Genomic DNA, 16640 nt, shown 5'->3' on the forward strand with positions numbered 1-16640 from the left:
CAAAGGAATAAATTTTTGAAAAAGGTAGAAAAAATTGCTAAAAATATTTAGAAAAATATATATTTAAAAAAATACGAAAAAAATACTGAAAAACACTAGACTTTTACCTTTTTTTGTGATATACTAACTAAGTTGACTAGTAAAACTAGTTCTTATTATAGGTCAGCACACTTTTTTATGTGCTTGCACTTTATAGGTGCACACGAGGTAGAGTGTGTATATAAAATTAAAGAAATTGGAGGGAAGATATGCCTATCAAAAAATTAAAACCGATAACAAGCGGTACTCGGCACATGTCAATTTTAGTAAATACTGAATTAGACAAAGTTAGACCTGAAAAAACATTAGTTGAACCATTATCATCATCTTATGGTATAGACAACTATGGACACAGAACAGGAAGAAACAGACACAAAGGTCACAAGAGATTATATAGAGTAATCGATTGGAAAAGAAACAAATTAGGAATACCTGCAAAAGTTGCAACAATAGAGTATGATCCTAATAGAACAGCAAATATTGCTTTATTACATTATGTAGATGGAGAAAAGAGATACATCTTAGCTCCTAATGGGTTAAAGAAAGGTGATACAGTTTTAGCAGGTGAAAACGCTGAAATTAAACCAGGAAACGCTTTAAAACTTAAAGATTTACCAGTAGGTACTTTAATTCACAATGTTGAATTAATAGCTGGTAAAGGTGGACAACTTGCAAGATCAGCTGGAACTTCAGCAAGACTTGTAGCTAAAGAAGGAACTTACTGCCACGTTGAATTACCTTCTGGAGAATTAAGATTAATTCATAGAGAATGTTTTGCAACAGTAGGTGTAGTAGGAAATTCTGAACACTCATTAGTATCTTTAGGTAAAGCTGGAAGAAATAGACACTTAGGAAGAAAACCTCATGTTAGAGGATCAGTAATGAACCCTGTAGACCATCCACACGGAGGAGGAGAAGGAAGATCTCCAATAGGTAGAAAAGCACCAGTTACTCCTTGGGGTAAACCTGCTTTAGGTAAGAAAACTAGAGGTAAGAAAAACTCTGATAAATTCATCGTAAGAAAGAGAAAAAAATAAGACAATAAAGTAAGGAGGAAAAATGGCTCGTTCATTAAAAAAAGGACCTTTTGCTGATCATTACTTATTTAAAAAAGTAGAAGCTCAAGGTAATAACAAAGCTGTAATTAAAACTTGGTCAAGAAGATCAACAATATTTCCAGAATTCATAGGGTATACTTTTGCTGTTTATAACGGTAAAAAACATATACCTGTGTATGTAACAGAAGAAATGGTAGGTCATAAATTAGGAGAATTTGCTCCAACTAGAACTTATCATGGACATGGTAAAGATAAAAAGAAATAGAATATAAATACATCAGAAGGATGAAAGGAGAAGACGGATGCCAGCAGTAGCTAAATTACGTTATCAAAGATTAAGTCCTCAAAAAGCTAGATTAGTAGCTGATATAGTAAGAGGAAAAAGCGCTTTAGAAGCATTAAATATATTAAGATTTACAAATAAAAAAGCAGCTCCTTTAATAGAAAAAACATTAAGATCAGCAATTGCAAATGCTGAACATAATTTAGGATTAAATCCAGAAAATCTTTATGTTTCAAAAGTTTTAATAGATAAAGGACCTGTATTAAAAAGAATGAACCCAAGAGCAATGGGAAGAGCAGACATAATAAGAAAGCCACTTGCACATATAACAGTTGAAGTGGATGTAAAATAATTAGGAAAATAGAGGAGGTAGTTCTGTGGGACAAAAAGTAGATCCTAGGGGTATGAGAATCGGAATCGTTAAAACATGGGATTCAAAATGGTTCGCTAAAAAAGGAAAAGAGTATTTAAACAATTTTCATGAAGATTTAAAAATAAGAGAATATATTAAGAAAAACTACTACCAAGCTGGAATCTCTTCAATTGCTATTGAAAGAGTATCTGAAAAAGAATTAACAGTAATCATTTCAACAGGTAAAGCAGCAGTTTTAATAGGTAGAAAAGGAGCTGAAATACAAGCTCTTAAAGGACAACTTGAAAAATTAACAGGGAAAAAAGTTTTTGTTAAAGCTTTAGAAATTAAAAACCCTAATAGAGATGCACAATTAGTTGCTGAAAGTATTGCATCAGCAATAGAAAAACGTGTGGCATATAAGAGAGCGGTACAACAAGCTATCAGAAATGCAGAAAAAGCTGGAGTATTAGGAATTAAAGTAATGACTTCAGGAAGATTAAATGGAGCAGAAATAGCAAGAAGTGAATGGACTTTATCAGGAAGAGTACCATTACATACATTAAGAGCAGATGTTGATTATGCAACAGCAACAGCTCATACAACATATGGAGCATTAGGGATCAAAGTATGGATCTTTAATGGTGAAGTATTACCTACTAAGAAGGAAGGGGGAGACCAATAGTGCTTATACCTAAGAGAACTAAATATAGAAAACAATTTAGAGGAAGCATGGGTGGAGTAGCAACTAAAGGAAATTATGTAGCATTCGGTGATTTCGGATTAGCTGCAAATGAATTTGGTTGGATAACTTCAAGACAAATAGAAGCATGCAGAATTACTATAAATAGAACATTTAAAAGAGAAGGAAAAATTTGGATTAGAATTTTCCCTGATAAACCTTATACAAAAAGACCTGAAGGAACAAGAATGGGTAAAGGTAAAGGTAATGCTGAAGGTTGGGTAGCAGTAGTTAAAAAAGGTAAAGTAATGTTTGAAGTTGGTGGAGTTTCAGAAGAAAAAGCCAAAGAAGCATTAAGAAAAGCTGGACACAAACTACCTATCAAAGTAAAATTCATTAGAAGAGAAGTAGGTGGTGATAAGTAATGACAGTTAAAGAAGTTAGAGATTTAGATTTAAATCAATTAGAATCACAAATAAAAGAATTAAAACATGAATTGTTTAATTTAAAGCTACAAAAAACTCTTGGACAATTACAAAACACAGCAAAAATAAAAGAAGTTAGAAGAGATATAGCTAGAATGAAAACAATTTTAACAGAAAAAACTGGTAAGTAGGAGGATTCTGAGTGGAAAGAAATGAAAGAAAAGTCAGAGAAGGAATAGTTGTTTCTGATAAAATGGATAAGACAGTAGTAGTTGTAGAAAATACAATGAAACTTCATAAATTATATAAGAAAAGAGTTAAAACTTCTAAAAGATATAAAGCACATGATGAATTAAATGAATGTCATGTTGGAGATAAAGTTAGAATTATGGAAACTAGACCTTTAAGTAAGGATAAAAACTGGAGAGTAGTTGAAATAATAGAGAAAGCTAAATAATATATACTATTTATTTACGGGAGGAGGAACTATTAAATGGTTCAACAACAAAGTATACTTAATGTTGCTGATAATACTGGTGCAAAAAAAATCATGGTTATTAGAGTATTAGGTGGTTCAAAAAGAAGATTCGGAAGAATAGGTGACGTTGTTGTAGCATCTGTTAAAGAAGCTATACCTAATGGAAATGTTAAAAAAGGTGACGTTGTAAAAGCAGTTATAGTAAGAACTAAGAAAGAAACTAGAAGAGCAGACGGATCATATATAAAATTTGATGATAACGCAGCTGTAGTATTAAATACTGCATTAGAAATGAGAGGGACAAGAATATTTGGACCTGTTGCAAGAGAATTAAGAGCTAAGAACTTTATGAAAATAGTTTCATTAGCGCCAGAAGTACTTTAGGAAGGAGGAATTTTTCGTGATAAAATCTAAAATTAAATCAGTTCCTAAGAAATTACATGTTAAAACTGGAGATACAGTTGTTGTAATTAGTGGAAGAAGTAATAATGATAAAAGAAGTAATAAATCTTCACAATTAGGTGATAAAGGTAAAATAGGAAAAGTTTTAAAAGTCTTTCCTAAATTAGGTAAAGTTGTAGTTGAAGGTGTTAATGTTAAGAAAAAACATTTAAAACCAACTCAAATGAACACACAAGGTGAGATTGTAGAAAGAGAAGTACCTATTTTCTCATCAAAAGTAATGTTATGGGACGAAAGTGTTAAGAGTGCTACAAGAGTTAGATATGAAATAAAAGATGGTAAAAAAGTTAGAATATCAGTTAAATCTGGTAAAGAAATATAATAATCAGGAAGGAGGATACCTAAATGTCTGAAAAATATATGCCTAGATTACAAAAAGCATACAAAGAAACAATGGTATCAGCATTAATGAAAGAATTAGGACTTACTAATGTTATGGAAGTACCTAAATTAGATAAAATTATAGTAAATATGGGTTTAGGAGATGCAGTAAGCAATCCTAAATTAATAGATACGGCTGTTAAAGAATTAGCTCAAATTACAGGACAAAAACCAGTAGCTAGAAAAGCGAGAAAATCAGAAGCTGGATTTAAACTTAGAGAAGGTCAATTAATAGGAGCTAAAGTAACTCTAAGAAAAGAAAAAATGTTTGAATTTTTAGATAGATTAGTAAGTGTTACTTTACCAAGAGTAAGAGATTTTGAAGGAGTTTCAAACAAAGGATTTGATGGAAGAGGAAACTATACTTTAGGTCTTAAAGAACAAATAATTTTCCCTGAAATTGAAATTGATAAAGTTGATAAAGTATTAGGAATGGGTATAACATTCGTAACTACTGCAAAAAATGATGAAGAAGGAAGAGCATTATTAAGAGCATTTGGAATGCCTTTTGCTAAATAATAAGGAGGTGCAAACATTTAATGGCTAAAAAAGCAATGGTTCAAAAAAACTTAAAAGTTGCAAGAACAATAGATAAATACGCAGAAAAAAGAGCTGAGTTAAAAGAAAGAGCTAGAAAAGGTGATAGAGAAGCTTTAGTTGAATTATCTAAATTACCTAGAAACGCATCACCTACTAGACTAAGAAATAGATGCCAAGTTAATGGTAGACCAAGAGGATATATGAGAGAATTTGGAATATCTAGAGTAATGTTTAGACAATTAGCTGGTGAAGGGATGATCCCTGGAGTTAAAAAATCAAGTTGGTAATTTTGAGAGGAGGAAAAAAATGCATTTAACAGATCCTATTGCAGATATGTTAACAAGAATTAGAAATGCAAATACAGCTAAACATAATAGCGTATTAATACCATTTTCTAAAATAAAAGAAAGTATCGCAAATATATTAAAAAATGAAGGATATATATCAGAATTTGAAGTAAAAGAAGAAGGAGCTAGAAAGGATATTTTAGTAACTTTAAAAACTGTTGATGGTGAAGCAGTAATTAAAGGATTAAAAAGAATTTCTAAACCTGGAAGAAGAGTATATAGTTCAGTAGAAGATTTACCTAAAGTTTTAGGTGGATTAGGAATAGCTATCGTTACTACACCTAAAGGTGTTTTAACTGATAAAGAATGCAGAAAGCAAAGCGTTGGTGGAGAAGTTCTTTGTTACGTTTGGTAATTAGAATTTAATCACGCTTATGGAAATTTACGCACATAAGGAGGAAAAAAATGTCAAGAGTAGGTAAAAAACCTATAGTTATACCTAAAGGTGTAGAAGTTACTAATGTTGGTAATGTATATACTGTAAAAGGACCAAAAGGAACTTTATCAAGAGAATTATCTTCTGAAATTAAAGTTACTGTAGAAAATAATGAAATCACTTTAGAAAGACCAAATGACTTACCAAATATAAGAGCATTACACGGTACTACTAGAGCAAACTTAAACAACATGGTTGTTGGTGTAAGTGAAGGATTTAAAATTAAATTAGAATTAGTTGGGGTAGGATACAGAGTAGCAGCTAATGGTAAAGGTTTAACATTAGCATTAGGATATTCTCATCCAGTTGAAATAGCTCCAATAGATGGAATAAACTTTGTAGTTGAAGGAAATACTAAAATTACAGTAGAAGGAATAGACAAACAATTAGTTGGTCAAGTTGCTTCAGATATAAGAGCTAAGAGAGCTCCAGAACCTTATAAAGGTAAAGGAGTTAAATATGCAGATGAGAAGATAAGAAGAAAAGAAGGTAAGAAAGGATAGGAGGTAGTTTAAATGATTAAAAGAATAGATAGAAAATCAGCAAGAGTAAAAAAACACAGAAGTATTAGATCTAAAATCAGTGGAACTGCTGAAAGACCAAGACTTACTGTATTTAGAAGCTTAACAAACATATTTGCACAAGTTATAGATGATACAACAGGAAGAACATTAGTTTCAGCATCAACTATTGAAAAAGGTAATAAAGTTGAGGTTGGATCAAATGTTGAAGCAGCTAAAATTGTTGGTACAAGAATAGCTGAAAAAGCAAAAGCTGCTGGAATTACTAAAGTTGTATTTGATAGAAGTGGATACATCTACACAGGACGTGTTAAAGCATTAGCAGATGCTGCAAGAGAAGCAGGATTAGAATTCTAATAGGATAGGAGGATTTATTTTGGCAAGAGAAGTTAAAAATAACGAATACAAAGAAAAACTTTTAAGAATTAGTAGAGTTTCTAAAACTGTTAAAGGGGGAAGAAGAATTTCATTCTCAGTACTTGCAGCAGTTGGAGACGGAAACGGAAAAGTAGGATTAGGGTTAGGAAAAGCTAACGGAGTTCCTGAAGCAATAAGAAAAGCAATAGCAGGAGCAAAGAAAAATATGATAACAGTTTCATTAAAAGGTGGAACATTACCTCATGAACAAATAGGTAAATTTAATGCAACTTCAGTATTATTAAAACCAGCTTCAAAAGGGACTGGGGTAATAGCTGGGTCAGCAACAAGAGAAATTTTAGAATTAGTTGGAGTTACAGATGTACTTACTAAGATAAGAGGATCTAAAACTAAGGATAATGTTGCAAGAGCTACATTAGATGGATTAAAACAATTAAGATCTATAGAACAAGTTGCAAAATTAAGAGGAAAAACAGTAGAAGAAATAATAGGATAGGCTAGGAGGATAGATTAATGACTAAAGTAAATATAACACTTATAAAAGGAATTAATGGAAGAAAGCCTAACCATATCGCAACAATTAAATCTTTAGGTTTAAGAAAAGTTGGTCAAACTGTTGAACACAATTTGACTTCAGATATAGAAGGTAAAATTAAATTAGTTTCTTATTTAGTTAAAGTAGAGGAGGTTTAAATCAATGAATCTTAATGAGTTAAGACCTGCCGAAGGATCTAAGAGAGAAAGAAGAAGAATCGGTAGAGGACATGGAACTGGTTGGGGTAAAACAGCTGGTAAAGGTCATAATGGACAAAAACAAAGATCAGGGACTTATGTTTCAGCGGCGTTCGAAGGTGGACAAATGCCTTTAATCAGAAGAGTTCCTAAGAGAGGATTCTCTAATTCTGAGTTCAAAAAAGATGTTTTAGTTATAAATTTAAAAGATATAGCTGATAAATTTGAGAACGGTGAAGAAGTATCATTAAATACTTTATTAGAAAAAAGAGTAATTAAAAATGCTAAATTCATAGTTAAAGAAGATGGGGAAAGAATTTATACTTCATTATTAAAAATAATAGGAGAATATGAATTAGAAAAATCTTTAAAAGTAGTTGCACATAGAATTTCAAAAGGAGCAAAAGCTTCAGTTGAAAAATTCAATGGTTCAGTAGAATTACTTGAAATTAAATCATTTGCAAATGTTGCAGGAAATGCTAAAGAAGTTGAGGGAGAGTAAGTTTATCTTACTTTTTTCCTTTACAAAATTAAAATAGGGGTGATTTAAATTGACTTTTAAAGAAGCATTATTAGTAAGATTTAACGCTATGATTCATACTCGTGAATTAAGAAAAAGAATCTTATTTACACTAGGGTGCTTTCTTGTAGCCAGAATTGGAGTGCATATTGCAGTTCCTGGAATTAATATGGAATTATTTTCAGGATTTGCAAAAGGGAATGCATTAGCACAATTTTTAGATTTATTTTCAGGTGGTGCTGTGCAAAGAGCTTCAATATTCTCGTTAGGAATAGCCCCATACATTAATGCCTCTATTGTATTTCAAATTTTAGGAGTATTATTCCCAAGAATTGAAGAGATGCAAAGAGAGGGTGGAAAAGAAGCAGAAAAAATAACACAATGGTCTAGATATTTAACTATAGTTACAACTTTATTCCAATCTGCTGGAATAGCTATAGTTTTACAGACAAATAATTATGTATTAAATCCAGGTCCTAGGTTTATAATAACAACAGTGGTTTTAATTACTGGAGGTACAGCATTTTTAATGTGGTTATCAGAAAGAATATCTATTAAAGGTATAGGAAATGGAACTTCAATGTTAATTTTCTTAAATATAGTATCTAATTTACCACAAGTTATTAAGGGTACAATTACTCAGCTTAAAAATTCAGGTCGTGATATGACATTAGCATATTTATCATTATTAATGTTCTTGATTGTAATAATAATAATGGTAATAATACAATTAGGTGAAAGAAGAATACCTATACAATATGTAGGTAAATCTAGTAGAGGTGTTGGTAATACTGAACAAACAGTAGTTGGTAGAAAAACGTATTTACCAGTAAAGATTAATACAGCAGGAGTTATGCCTATAATCTTTGCTTCAATGATACTTGCAGTACCATCTTCAGTTCTACCTATACTTAAAGTAGATCCTAAAACTAAAGCATATTTAGTAAGTATTTTTGGTCAAAAAGGATGGGCGTATTTAGGTTTATCAGTTATATTAATTATTCTATTTTCATTCTTTTATACTGCTATAGTGTTTGATCCTGAAAAAATTGCTGATGGGTTAAAACAAAGTGGAGGTACAATACCTCTAAAAAGAGCTGGTAAAGAAACTTCAGAGTTTCTAGAATATATTGTTAATAGAATAACATTTGGTACAGCTTTATTCCTTGCAATATTAGGAATATTACCTAACCTTTGGTTTGGTTATGTTTTAAATGTTCCAGTAATGCTTGGAGGAACAAGTTTATTAATTTTAGTTGGGGTTGCAGTTGAATTGATACAAAATATTGATTCTCATCTTGCAACACAAAAATATAAAGGATTTAATAATGTAAGAAGAAGAAGATAATTCTTCTTTTTCTTTTATATAAATAATTTGATAAAATGAAAGGTGTAATAAATGCAAAATACATTAAAATATTTAAAAGAATTGTTAGCTATACCATCACCGACTGGTTATACTAGAGAAGTTAGTGAGTATATATTTAAAAAATTAGAAGATTTTGGATATGCTCCTATTAGAACTAATAAAGGTGGGGTTAATATAGTAGTTAAAGGTAAAAATGATGAAAAACACAGATATATAACAGCACACGTAGATACATTAGGTGCTATGGTTAAAGCAATAAAATCAGATGGAAGATTGAAACTTGTAAAAATAGGCGGTTTTCCTTGGAATATGATAGAGGGTGAAAATTGTTTAATACATTTATCAGGAACAAATAAAAATATTACAGGGACTATTCTTATACATCAAACTAGTACACATGTATATAGAGAAGCAGGTACTTTGGAAAGAAATGATAATAATATGGAAATTAGACTGGATGCTAAGACAAATAGCAAGAAGGAAACAGAAGAACTAGGGATACAAGTTGGAGATTTTATTTCTTTTGATCCAAGAACAATAATTACAGAAAATGGATTTGTTAAATCACGTTTTTTAGATGATAAAGTTTCAGCTGCAATTTTATTAAATTTATTAGAAAAATACTCTAAAGAAAATATTGAGTTACCTTATACAACACATTTTGCTTTTAGTGTATTTGAAGAAGTAGGACATGGAGCAAATAGTAATATTTCAAATAATGTTGTAGAATATCTAGCTGTGGATATGGGAGCAATGGGGGATGATCAGTCAACTGATGAATATACAGTATCTATATGCACAAAAGATTCTTCAGGACCATATAATTATGAATTTAGAGTTCATTTGGTTGAAATAGCTAAAAAAAATAATATAGAATATAAGTTAGATATATATCCTTATTACGGAAGTGATGCATCAGCTGCTATGAGTGCTGGTGCAGATATTAAACATGCGCTAATTGGTGCAGGTATAGAATCTAGTCATTCGTATGAAAGAACACATATAAATTCTATTGAGGCGACAGAAAGACTTGTGGATTCATATTTATTAAGTAATTTAGTTACTCCTTTTTAAAAAAAGGAGTATTTTTTTTAAAAACTTCTTGACAAATACTAAATTAAATGATAATATACAATTGTTAGCAGTAATTATATTAGAGTGCTAACAAAAAAATAAATTTAATGAGGTGATAAATATGAATAAATTTACTAGAAAAGCGCTAGAAGTTTTAGAAAATGCAATGAATTTTGCAAGTAAATTCAAAAGTTCTGATATTAAACTTGAACACTTGATGTTAGAATTAGTGTCTAATGATGATACAACTAAGTCTGTATTGAATAAAATAAATGTAGATACAAATAATTTACAAAACGAAATATATACACAATTAAATAATATGCCTAAGGTATCATCAAATGCACAGTTACAATATAGCAGAGAGTTTACTGAAATGATAAATTCTGCAAATGAATTAGCAAAAGATGGGGGTCATGAGTATATTTCTGTAATTCACTTATTACTTGCTACTATAAGAATTAAAAATTTTGGATTAGATGTTAAAAAAGTAGAGGAAGTTTTAAATGAAATGCTTTCAGGAAGAAAAATTAACAGTGATGGGTTTGAAGATAATCTTGATGTTCTTAAAAAATATGGTAAAGACTTAGTTGCACTTGCTGGAAGTGGGAAGTTAGATCCTGTAATAGGAAGAGATAATGAAATTCGTAGATTGATACAAATATTATCTAGAAGAAATAAAAATAATCCTATGATAATAGGTGAACCAGGTGTCGGTAAAACTGCACTTGTTGAAGGTTTAGCTCAAAGAATTTTTTCAGGAGATGTACCAGATAATTTGAAAAATAAGACAGTATTTTCTTTAGATATGGGTGCACTTATAGCAGGAGCTAAATATCAAGGTGAATTTGAAGAAAGATTAAAATCTGTTGTAGATACTTTAGAGAATAGTAGTGGAAATATAATACTATTTATAGATGAAGTACATAATATTGTAGGTGCAGGTGGTCAAAATGGAGCTATGAATGCTTCTAATTTATTAAAACCAATGCTAGCAAGAGGAGAAATAGAAGTTATTGGGGCGACTACATTAGGAGAGTATAGAAAATATATAGAAAATGATGCAGCACTTGAAAGAAGATTTCAACCTATTCAAGTATTAGAACCTACGGTAGATGATGCTATATCTATATTAAGAGGATTAAAAGAAAAATTTGAACAATATCATGGTATTAGAATATCTGATGCAGCTATAGTATCAGCAGCAACTATGTCTGATAGATATATTCAAGATAGATTTTTACCAGATAAAGCAATAGATTTAATAGATGAAGCTTGTGCTAAAATTAAGACTGAAATTAATTCGGTACCAACAGAATTAGATGAATTAAATAGAAAATATGCACAACTTGAAATAGAAAGAGAAGCTCTTAAAAAGGAAGAAGATGAAACAAGTAAATTAAGACTAGAAGAAATTGTTAAAGAACTTGCTGAAATTGGAGAGAAAAAAAGAGTTTTAACTTTAAATTGGAATTTAGAAAAAGAAAATGTAGTTAAATTGAAAGATATAAAACAAAAAATAGATGAAGCTAATTTGAAAGCTAGTGAATATGAGAGAGTTGCTGATTATGGGAAAGTGGCAGAATATAAGTATGATATAATTCCAAAGCTTGAAAAAGAATTGAATGAAATTAGAGAAAAATCTGAAAATAATAATTTGGTCTCTCAAATTATAGGTAAAGAACAAATAGCAGAAATTGTTGCAAAATGGACTGGAATACCTGTAGGTAAATTAGTTCAAAGTGAAAATGAAAAAATCCTATCTTTAGAAGAACATTTAAAAGAAAAGGTTATAGGACAAGATCAAGCTATAAGTTCAATTGCAGATACTGTTTTGAGATCTCGTGCTGGTCTTAAAGATGTCAATAGACCCATAGGTTCTTTTATGTTTTTAGGTCCAACAGGTGTTGGTAAAACTTATGTAACTAAACAATTAGCTAAAAATTTATTTGATGATGAAAATTTAATAATAAGAATAGATATGAGTGAATATATGGAAAAACACTCAGTCGCAAGATTAATAGGAGCTCCTCCTGGTTATGTAGGTTATGAAGAAGGTGGACAATTAACAGAAAAAGTTAGAAGAAAACCTTATTCTGTAATACTTCTAGATGAAATTGAAAAAGCACATCCTGATGTATTTAACATATTATTACAAGTTTTAGATGATGGAAGACTTACAGATGGTAAAGGAAGACTTGTTGATTTTAAAAATACAATAATAATAATGACGTCAAATATAGGGTCACAATATATACTAGAAGGTAAAAAAGAAATGGTATATGAAGAGTTGAAATCTAGATTTAAACCAGAGTTTTTAAATAGATTAGATGAAATTATTACATTTAATTCTTTAGATAAAGAAAGCGTTAAAAATATAGTTAGACTTGAATTATCTAAAATGAATGATAAACTTAAAGATAGATTAATAGTGATTGAATTTGGAGAAGATTTAATAGATTATGTAGTTAATAATGCCTATGATCCTAATTATGGAGCAAGACCTATTAGAAGATTCATACAAAAAGAATTAGAAACTGATATATCTAAATTAATATTAAAAGAAAATATTTCTACTAATAGTATAATAAAGATTGAAATAGTAGATGAAAAAGTTAAACTAGAATTAGTAAGATAAAAATATAAAAAATAACATGTTATCTTTTTTAAGAAAACATGTTATTTTTATTTAATCTTATTTAATTTTTTCTATCAAGTTATTAAAGTTTTTTAAATGACCTTCTAAAAATTTTAAACTTTCTTCATCGTTTATAATACCATTTTCATCTAATTTTTGATAAGCATTATTTATTAGTATAGATGCACCAGGCATTACTATACCATTTATTGCATAGTGAGAAAGTATTAATTTTAAATGGTCTTGTGCACGTACAGTTCCAAGTGCACCAGGACTTGCACCAGCAACAAGAACAGGTTTACCGTTTAAAGATTGCTCTCCACGACTTAACCAATCTAACGCATTTTTTAATGGCGCTGAAATAGAAGAATTATATTCAGAAGCTAAGATTATAATACCATCTGCTTCTTTTATTTCTTTATGAAATTTTGTAACTGAGGGTATATCATTATTTTCGATTTCATAATTATAGAAAGGCAAATCATTTATAAATACTAATGAATAATTAGCAATATCTGAGAATTTTTTTTGAATACTTAAAGCTATTTTTTTTTGTAATGAATTTTCAGGTATTGAACCTACAATAATTTTAATATTTTTCATTATTTTCTCCTTTATCTAGATTTAGATACAGCCTTTTTAAATGTTGATATTATAATATCAAAATTCTTTTCAAGATCATTTTCAAAGGCAGTTGTTGTATATTTTCCATTAGTCATATGTAACAATTTACCTGAAACTACACCAGTTTCGCTGATAATTTGTCTAGTATACGGTGATTGTGAACCATCTGATTCAAATAATACATTTATATGTTTTTCTTTTATTAATTTTATAGATTCTTTTAAATCAACTGCTGAAGGACGAACATTATCATGTGGTTCTATTACTACAGATACTCCTATACCAATTTCTCCTAATATATAGTCATAACCTCCATGAGTTGTAGCTACATTAAACTGAATCTTTTTTCTTAAATTTGAAATTTCCCTAATTTTTCTAGCTTTTATATTAGATAGTTTTCTACCATATTCTCTAGCATTTTTTAAGTAAATATTTGCATTAGATTTATCCAAATTAGCTAATTCTTTAGCTATAGTATTAATTTGTTGTATTGAAGCTTGTACTGATATAAAAGTATGAGTATTAACTGATTTTACTCTTCCTCTTTCACCAGATACAGGAAGTAGTGATACATTTTTACTTGCAACGATAACTTTAATATGTTTGTTTCCTGAAGCTTTTATCAAATTATACATATAGTTATCAATTCCTGTTCCATTTATTATTAAAACATCTAAATTAGATATTTTTTTTACTTCATTTGCAGATGGTTGGTATGTATGTACATCAGCATCAGTTGGCAATATTTGATACACATCTGCTTTATCTTTTACTATATTTGTAGCAAAAGAATAGTAAGGTAACATACTAACTCCTATCTTTAATTTAGATTCAGAAATTATTCCCATAAATATTAACATTATTATAATTAAAAATTTCTTTTTCATAAGCACCTCCAAGAAAGATTATAACACCATTATAAATGAATTACAAGTTGATAAAATTGGTGTTAATTTAAATTTATATTTCTATTTGAAAGGAAATTGTATTATAAAAAATTCAGTATTATTAAAAAGTGAAAAAATTTTTCATTTTTCATTTTTTTTTTGATTAATAACTTGATTTTTTTTTGTGATGGTAGTACAATATATTATAAGAATAAAGAAAGGAGAGTATGAAATTCATACGGTGGTAACTATGATAATTAAGAATGCTAAAATATTTGATGGTGATAAATTTATTGGAGAAAATGCAGTAATTATTGAAGGTAGAAAAATAAAAAAAATAACAAGTACGCCTTTTTTAACTGATGAAGATTTAAAAAATAATGAGGTAATTGATATAGAAGGTAAAGTATTGTCTCCAGGATTTATAGATTTACAATTAAATGGATGTGGAGGAGTTTTATTTAATGATGAAATAACTCGTGAAACATTAGAAATAATGAATGAAACAAATAAAAGATTTGGAGCAACATCTTATTTACCTACTTTAATAACTTCACCTGATGAAAAAATATTAAAGGCTTTGAAATTAATAGAAGATTTAAAAGATGAAAAAGAAGATATAGGAGTTTTAGGACTTCATATAGAAGGACCATATATTAGTTTAGAAAAGAAAGGTGTTCATAGACCTGATTATATAAGAGTGTTATCTGATGAAGTAATAGATGAAATTGCTAAGGTTGGTTATGAAGGTGTAAAAATAATGACTATTGCACCTGAGGTAGCATTAGAGAAACATCTAATTAAATTGTATGAAAGTGGAATAAATCTTTCTATAGGTCATAGTAATGCTCTTTATGAAGAAATAAAAGAGAAAGAAAAATATTATAGAAATGCTACTCATTTATTTAATGCAATGCGTCCTTTTGATTCAAGAGAACCAGGAGTTGTAGGATATCTTTTAGATAATAAGAATATGAATTGTGGAATTATAGTAGATGGACTACATGCAAGTTTTCCATCAGTTAGAGTAGTAAAAGAAGTTCTTAAATCAAAATTATACTTAGTTACAGATGCTGTTTCTCCTATGGGAACAAATATGGAATATTTCATGTTTGAAGGACATAAAGTATATTATAAAGATGGAAGATGTGCAACAGAAACAGGAACATTGGGTGGGTCAGCTCTTGATATGATAACAGGAATAAAAAACTTAGTAAAAGAAGTAAAAATAAGTGAAGAAGAAGCATTAAGAATGGCTACATCTTATCCTGCAAAAGCTGTTCAAGTTGATGACAGATATGGATATATAAAAGAAGGTTATATAGCCGATTTAACATATTATAATGAAGATTTTGTTGTTGAAGGTACAATAGCAAAAGGACAACTTACTAAATATTAATATAAATTTAATGAATATGTATCGATAAACTAGTAAAGACTAAAAGTTTGTAGATACATATTTTTTTATAAAAATTGCACCTAAATTTTAAATATTTTAAAGTTTAGGTGCATAAAATCATTAATTATAATTATTTTACTTCTTCAAGATTTACAGTAAATTTAAATTCTGCAAGATCTGGTAAAGATATATTTTCTCTTGACCAATTTGGAAGATAAAGAACAGTAAATTTACCATTTTCTTCTTTATACATTACAGATTGATCAAAATCATTAACACTTTTTTTAACATTAAATGTATCTTCACCAACTTTAATTTTATTTTCCTCTATCATAGGGTAGATGTGAGAATGAAGGAACCCAGAAAGTGAATGATAAAATTCTCCTTTTTTATATTTATCAGGGTACATAAAGTTTAAATCAATCATAGTTACATTTGCTTTAATTTCGATACTTCCGTTATTTTTAACGAATACGTCCATATTATTGTTAATATCTCTATAACCATAATCTGTTTTTTCTAAGAAAATTCTTCCGTAACCTGGAATATATAAAAGGTCTTTACCTTCTGATACACCTAATTTTAAACTCATTGGAATATTGTGAACAGTATCCACTACTTTATATTCCTTGAAACTTGTAAATTCTGGTTTTTTATATTTATGAGAACCAGCAAAAACTGTACATGTCATTAATGCGATAAGCATTATAAATTTAAAAATTTTTTTCATATAACCTCCTTGTTTTTTATTATTCTACACTAAAAATAATAAAAAAACAAGAGGGTAAAATCCTCTTGTATTCAGTGTTAATATATATTTTTGTTTGTTAATCAAAGTATTTTTTTTGAAAAAAAATTTAGTGTTATTAAGAAATGCTAAACTCTAAACCATTGTTATTTTTTATAGTTAGAGAATATGTTAAACTATTATTATATATTAAAGTTACATTATATTTAGAATCTTTAAATTTATTCATCATATTTATTACTATTTTATGAGATGTTTCAGTATTTA

Annotated in this window: 24 protein-coding genes; 21 read left to right on the plus strand and 3 right to left on the minus strand. The window is 28.9% G+C overall.

Going from position 1 to position 16640, the window contains the following annotated elements; translation table 11 throughout:
- Window positions 1–248 precede the first annotated feature (248 nt).
- From rplB to ACWYO2_RS01690, 20 genes are all read left to right on the plus strand, one after another.
- A complete protein-coding gene (gene rplB, locus ACWYO2_RS01595; protein WP_455514746.1) occupies window positions 249–1076 on the plus strand; it encodes a 50S ribosomal protein L2 in 828 nt (275 codons plus the stop codon).
- A gap of 22 nt (window positions 1077–1098) precedes the next feature.
- Complete coding sequence (rpsS, locus tag ACWYO2_RS01600) at window positions 1099–1362, plus strand: 30S ribosomal protein S19 (protein WP_455514747.1); 264 nt, start codon at window positions 1099–1101, stop codon at window positions 1360–1362.
- A 37-nt stretch (window positions 1363–1399) separates the two neighbouring features.
- On the plus strand, window positions 1400–1732 hold the full coding sequence (gene rplV / locus ACWYO2_RS01605; RefSeq protein WP_455514748.1) for a 50S ribosomal protein L22: 333 nt from the start codon (window positions 1400–1402) through the stop codon (window positions 1730–1732).
- 25 nt (window positions 1733–1757) lie between these two features.
- Window positions 1758–2417: a 30S ribosomal protein S3 gene (rpsC, locus tag ACWYO2_RS01610; protein WP_455514749.1), complete on the plus strand. Its 660-nt coding sequence runs from the start codon at window positions 1758–1760 to the stop codon at window positions 2415–2417.
- Window positions 2417–2839, plus strand: coding sequence for a 50S ribosomal protein L16 (gene rplP, locus ACWYO2_RS01615; RefSeq protein ID WP_455514750.1), 423 nt, complete (start codon window positions 2417–2419; stop codon window positions 2837–2839). Before rpsC ends, rplP begins: the two co-directional genes overlap by 1 nt.
- On the plus strand, window positions 2839–3030 hold the full coding sequence (rpmC, locus tag ACWYO2_RS01620) for a 50S ribosomal protein L29 (protein WP_455514751.1): 192 nt from the start codon (window positions 2839–2841) through the stop codon (window positions 3028–3030). Before rplP ends, rpmC begins: the two co-directional genes overlap by 1 nt.
- An 11-nt stretch (window positions 3031–3041) precedes the next feature.
- Window positions 3042–3296: a 30S ribosomal protein S17 gene (gene rpsQ / locus ACWYO2_RS01625; protein WP_455514752.1), complete on the plus strand. Its 255-nt coding sequence runs from the start codon at window positions 3042–3044 to the stop codon at window positions 3294–3296.
- Between the two features lie 36 nt (window positions 3297–3332).
- A complete protein-coding gene (gene rplN, locus ACWYO2_RS01630) occupies window positions 3333–3701 on the plus strand; it encodes a 50S ribosomal protein L14 (RefSeq protein WP_455514753.1) in 369 nt (122 codons plus the stop codon).
- 16 nt (window positions 3702–3717) lie between these two features.
- Entirely contained in the window at window positions 3718–4101 is a 384-nt protein-coding gene (gene rplX / locus ACWYO2_RS01635; protein WP_455514754.1) for a 50S ribosomal protein L24, read from the plus strand.
- Window positions 4102–4124: 23 nt separating this feature from the next.
- Complete coding sequence (gene rplE, locus ACWYO2_RS01640; RefSeq protein ID WP_455514755.1) at window positions 4125–4679, plus strand: 50S ribosomal protein L5; 555 nt, start codon at window positions 4125–4127, stop codon at window positions 4677–4679.
- A gap of 20 nt (window positions 4680–4699) precedes the next feature.
- Window positions 4700–4987 carry a 30S ribosomal protein S14 gene (gene rpsN, locus ACWYO2_RS01645; RefSeq protein ID WP_455514756.1) on the plus strand — a complete coding sequence of 96 codons (288 nt, stop codon included), beginning with the start codon at window positions 4700–4702 and terminating at the stop codon, window positions 4985–4987.
- A 19-nt stretch (window positions 4988–5006) separates the two neighbouring features.
- On the plus strand, window positions 5007–5402 hold the full coding sequence (gene rpsH, locus ACWYO2_RS01650; protein ID WP_455514757.1) for a 30S ribosomal protein S8: 396 nt from the start codon (window positions 5007–5009) through the stop codon (window positions 5400–5402).
- Between the two features lie 50 nt (window positions 5403–5452).
- Entirely contained in the window at window positions 5453–5986 is a 534-nt protein-coding gene (gene rplF, locus ACWYO2_RS01655; protein WP_455514758.1) for a 50S ribosomal protein L6, read from the plus strand.
- 12 nt (window positions 5987–5998) lie between these two features.
- Window positions 5999–6361, plus strand: coding sequence for a 50S ribosomal protein L18 (rplR, locus tag ACWYO2_RS01660; protein ID WP_455514759.1), 363 nt, complete (start codon window positions 5999–6001; stop codon window positions 6359–6361).
- A gap of 16 nt (window positions 6362–6377) precedes the next feature.
- Window positions 6378–6878, plus strand: coding sequence for a 30S ribosomal protein S5 (gene rpsE / locus ACWYO2_RS01665; RefSeq protein WP_455514769.1), 501 nt, complete (start codon window positions 6378–6380; stop codon window positions 6876–6878).
- A 17-nt stretch (window positions 6879–6895) separates the two neighbouring features.
- Entirely contained in the window at window positions 6896–7075 is a 180-nt protein-coding gene (gene rpmD, locus ACWYO2_RS01670; protein WP_455514760.1) for a 50S ribosomal protein L30, read from the plus strand.
- Between the two features lie 4 nt (window positions 7076–7079).
- Window positions 7080–7616 (plus strand): 50S ribosomal protein L15, encoded by a 537-nt coding sequence (gene rplO / locus ACWYO2_RS01675; RefSeq protein WP_455514761.1) that lies wholly within the window; start codon window positions 7080–7082, stop codon window positions 7614–7616.
- Between the two features lie 49 nt (window positions 7617–7665).
- A complete protein-coding gene (secY, locus tag ACWYO2_RS01680) occupies window positions 7666–8982 on the plus strand; it encodes a preprotein translocase subunit SecY (protein WP_455514762.1) in 1317 nt (438 codons plus the stop codon).
- 51 nt (window positions 8983–9033) lie between these two features.
- The gene (locus ACWYO2_RS01685; protein ID WP_455514763.1) at window positions 9034–10077 is read left to right on the plus strand and encodes a M42 family metallopeptidase; all 1044 of its coding nucleotides are present in this window, start codon (window positions 9034–9036) and stop codon (window positions 10075–10077) included.
- Window positions 10078–10198: 121 nt separating this feature from the next.
- Window positions 10199–12715 carry an ATP-dependent Clp protease ATP-binding subunit gene (locus ACWYO2_RS01690; RefSeq protein ID WP_455514764.1) on the plus strand — a complete coding sequence of 839 codons (2517 nt, stop codon included), beginning with the start codon at window positions 10199–10201 and terminating at the stop codon, window positions 12713–12715.
- Window positions 12716–12772: 57 nt separating this feature from the next.
- On the opposite strand, the gene ACWYO2_RS01695 is transcribed toward ACWYO2_RS01690, so the two are convergent.
- The gene (locus ACWYO2_RS01695; protein ID WP_455514765.1) at window positions 12773–13318 is read right to left on the minus strand and encodes an NADPH-dependent FMN reductase; all 546 of its coding nucleotides are present in this window, start codon (window positions 13316–13318) and stop codon (window positions 12773–12775) included.
- Window positions 13319–13329: 11 nt separating this feature from the next.
- Window positions 13330–14226, minus strand: coding sequence for a metal ABC transporter substrate-binding protein (locus tag ACWYO2_RS01700; protein ID WP_455514766.1), 897 nt, complete (start codon window positions 14224–14226; stop codon window positions 13330–13332).
- Window positions 14227–14476: 250 nt separating this feature from the next.
- On the opposite strand from ACWYO2_RS01700, the gene nagA reads away from it, so the two are divergent.
- Window positions 14477–15625 (plus strand): N-acetylglucosamine-6-phosphate deacetylase, encoded by a 1149-nt coding sequence (nagA, locus tag ACWYO2_RS01705; protein ID WP_455514767.1) that lies wholly within the window; start codon window positions 14477–14479, stop codon window positions 15623–15625.
- Window positions 15626–15755: 130 nt separating this feature from the next.
- Here nagA and ACWYO2_RS01710 read toward each other — a convergent pair whose 3' ends face one another.
- Window positions 15756–16355 (minus strand): hypothetical protein, encoded by a 600-nt coding sequence (locus tag ACWYO2_RS01710; RefSeq protein ID WP_455514768.1) that lies wholly within the window; start codon window positions 16353–16355, stop codon window positions 15756–15758.
- Between the last annotated feature and the right edge of the window lie 285 nt (window positions 16356–16640).

This window comes from Pseudostreptobacillus sp. (assembly GCF_977040545.1).

Bases quoted from the DNA above. Each gene is read 5' to 3' on its own strand.
- ACWYO2_RS01690 (WP_455514764.1), top strand. From the start codon at position 10,199: ATGAATAAATTTACTAGAAAAGCGCTAGAAGTTTTAGAAAATGCAATG.
- rpsH (WP_455514757.1), top strand. From the start codon at position 5,007: ATGCATTTAACAGATCCTATTGCAGATATGTTAACAAGAATTAGAAAT.
- ACWYO2_RS01685 (WP_455514763.1), top strand. From the start codon at position 9,034: ATGCAAAATACATTAAAATATTTAAAAGAATTGTTAGCTATACCATCA.
- rplF (WP_455514758.1), top strand. From the start codon at position 5,453: ATGTCAAGAGTAGGTAAAAAACCTATAGTTATACCTAAAGGTGTAGAA.
- ACWYO2_RS01710 (WP_455514768.1), bottom strand. From the start codon at position 16,355: ATGAAAAAAATTTTTAAATTTATAATGCTTATCGCATTAATGACATGT.
- rplV (WP_455514748.1), top strand. From the start codon at position 1,400: ATGCCAGCAGTAGCTAAATTACGTTATCAAAGATTAAGTCCTCAAAAA.
- nagA (WP_455514767.1), top strand. From the start codon at position 14,477: ATGATAATTAAGAATGCTAAAATATTTGATGGTGATAAATTTATTGGA.
- rplN (WP_455514753.1), top strand. From the start codon at position 3,333: ATGGTTCAACAACAAAGTATACTTAATGTTGCTGATAATACTGGTGCA.
- rplR (WP_455514759.1), top strand. From the start codon at position 5,999: ATGATTAAAAGAATAGATAGAAAATCAGCAAGAGTAAAAAAACACAGA.
- rplO (WP_455514761.1), top strand. From the start codon at position 7,080: ATGAATCTTAATGAGTTAAGACCTGCCGAAGGATCTAAGAGAGAAAGA.
- ACWYO2_RS01700 (WP_455514766.1), bottom strand. From the start codon at position 14,226: ATGAAAAAGAAATTTTTAATTATAATAATGTTAATATTTATGGGAATA.
- rpsS (WP_455514747.1), top strand. From the start codon at position 1,099: ATGGCTCGTTCATTAAAAAAAGGACCTTTTGCTGATCATTACTTATTT.
- rpmD (WP_455514760.1), top strand. From the start codon at position 6,896: ATGACTAAAGTAAATATAACACTTATAAAAGGAATTAATGGAAGAAAG.
- rplB (WP_455514746.1), top strand. From the start codon at position 249: ATGCCTATCAAAAAATTAAAACCGATAACAAGCGGTACTCGGCACATG.
- rpmC (WP_455514751.1), top strand. From the start codon at position 2,839: ATGACAGTTAAAGAAGTTAGAGATTTAGATTTAAATCAATTAGAATCA.
- rplE (WP_455514755.1), top strand. From the start codon at position 4,125: ATGTCTGAAAAATATATGCCTAGATTACAAAAAGCATACAAAGAAACA.
- rpsN (WP_455514756.1), top strand. From the start codon at position 4,700: ATGGCTAAAAAAGCAATGGTTCAAAAAAACTTAAAAGTTGCAAGAACA.
- ACWYO2_RS01695 (WP_455514765.1), bottom strand. From the start codon at position 13,318: ATGAAAAATATTAAAATTATTGTAGGTTCAATACCTGAAAATTCATTA.